We start from the raw sequence: 1,104 nt of genomic DNA on the forward strand, positions 1-1,104 counted from the left end.
GCCGCCGGCACAGGGCGAGGATCGGCCTGGAGAGCGCGGCCGGACTGCGCCAGGCGCTGCCGGTTGCGAGCGCCTCTCGTGCCCTACTCCGCGAGGAAGTCCACGGCGTATTGGGCGGCGAGCATGGAGCCCTTGGCGAGGACGGACTCGTCCACCTTGTAGTAGCAGCTATGCTGGGCGAAGGTGGCCCCGATCGCCGCATTCCGCGTGCCCACGAAGGCGAGGACGCCCGGCACCTGGGAGAGATACTCGCTGAAGTCCTCCCCCGAGAGGGTCCCCTGGTAGCGGCCGATCGCATCGTCCCCGAGCACGCGGGAGACCGCGGTCGTGCAGCGCTCGGACGAGGCGGGGTCGTTCTCCACCTTGTAGTTGGCGATCGTGTAGTCGGTGAGGACCGCCTCGGCCCCGAGGGCCGCCGCCGTGTGCGTGGCGATCCGCTCGATGAGTCCCGGCATGAGGTGGTGCGCGGTGTCGCTGTAGGTGCGCACGGTGCCGGCGAGGTAGGCCGACCCCGCGATCACGTTGCGCGCCGTGCCGCCGTGGATCTCGCCGACGGTCACCACCGCGGGCTCGTAGGGGGAGAGGTCGCGGCTCACGATCGTCTGCAGGGAGTTGACGATCGCCGTGGCCGCCATGATGGCGTCCGCGCCGCGCTGCGGCATGGCGCCGTGGCAGCTCGTGCCCGTGATGTCGACCTTGAACCAGTCGGTGTTGGCCATGCGCGGACCGGCCTCGCAGCTCACGAGCCCGGCGTCCACCTCGCTCCAGATGTGCATCGCGAAGGCGCCGTCCACACCCTCGCAGACCCCGGCGGCCACCATCATCTTCGCGCCCTTCCCGTTCTCCTCGGAGGGCTGGAAGACGATGCGGACCTCGCCGTGCAGGTCGTCGGTCATATGGCGCAGGACCTGCAGGCAGCCGAGCATCATCGCGATGTGGCAGTCGTGGCCGCAGGCGTGCATGAGGCCTTCGTTCTCGCTCGCGAACTCCTCGCCGGTGCGTTCGGTGACGGGTAGGGCGTCGATGTCGGCGCGCAGCAGGATGCGGCGGCGCGGCTGGCCATCCGGGCCGTAGGCGTCTGCCGCCGTGCCGCGGAGCGTGGCG

Annotated in this window: 1 protein-coding gene; it reads right to left on the reverse strand. The window is 70.7% G+C overall.

The window, feature by feature from the left end:
- Window positions 1-83: 83 nt before the first annotated feature.
- On the reverse strand, window positions 84-1,104 hold a 1,021-nt coding region (locus CAP13_RS08530), incomplete at its 5' end, for an amidohydrolase (RefSeq protein WP_085831192.1).

This window comes from Collinsella vaginalis (genome assembly GCF_900176655.1).
In the GTDB taxonomy this organism is placed as follows: Bacteria; Actinomycetota; Coriobacteriia; order Coriobacteriales; family Coriobacteriaceae; genus Collinsella; species Collinsella vaginalis.